1 protein-coding gene is annotated in these 899 nt (G+C 34.5%); it reads left to right on the forward strand.

Annotated elements, in window-relative coordinates; translation table 11 throughout:
• Positions 1-244 precede the first annotated feature (244 nt).
• Positions 245-814 (forward strand): CvpA family protein, encoded by a 570-nt coding sequence (locus ACFIK8_RS10055; protein WP_042995349.1) that lies wholly within the window; start codon positions 245-247, stop codon positions 812-814.
• The last annotated feature ends 85 nt before the right edge of the window (positions 815-899 follow it).

Genomic DNA, 899 nt, shown 5'->3' on the forward strand with positions numbered 1-899 from the left:
CCCACCACAACAACTAAAATGATAAAATCCTCAACCTTTCAACAAAAAACATTCTCAAACCTTCCTGAGTTAGTTGCTGCTATTGCCGCAGGTAAAAAACGACCTGTGCCACATCTATGATAATACAGAAAAAACTCTATAAAATGGAAAAGACCCTTGCTATAAGAATAAAAAATGGCATAACCAGAAACGCACTTGTATGCTATTTAAACAGAACGGAATTTTATATATAAGGAATAAACAAATGATCATAACAGTTCTTGATGGAATTGTCGTAGCAGTCATCCTGTTTTCTGCCTTTCTTGCTATGCTCCGAGGATTTTCACGTGAAGTATTGTCGTTGATTTCTTGGGCAATTGCAACTGTTGCCACACTGTTTTCATTTAAACCCATATTGCCTTTCTTTGAGCAATATATCTCTAACAAAATGGTTGCATTAATCACCACATTGATTGTGATTTTTATTATTTTTCTGATTACTACTTCCATCATTACTGTGAAAATATCTGATTTTATTATTGATAGTCGAATTGGTATAGTTGACCGTACTATCGGTTTTATCTTTGGAGCACTGCGTGGCTTATTAATCACGGTCATTAGCATGTTACTCATTAATGCGCTTATTAAACCTGAACAACAATCTGACTGGCTAAAAAATGCAAAAACTAGGCCTTTCCTCAATTCACTAAGCCAAAAAGTTTGGGACATATTGCCTAAAAATCTCGACATTGTCCTCGAAAAGGCAGAACAGTTCTTTAAAAGAGATGATGCAATAACAAATGATAAGCATTCTCATGAAAATATATCCCGATAAAACGGAAAATAGTTTGTCATTAAGGAAAAGATTCAGATAATATTAGCGTATGATCCTAACCATTTCTCACATCATGACCGAAAGA

The sequence above is a fragment of the Bartonella sp. MR168JLCBS genome (genome assembly GCF_042194175.1).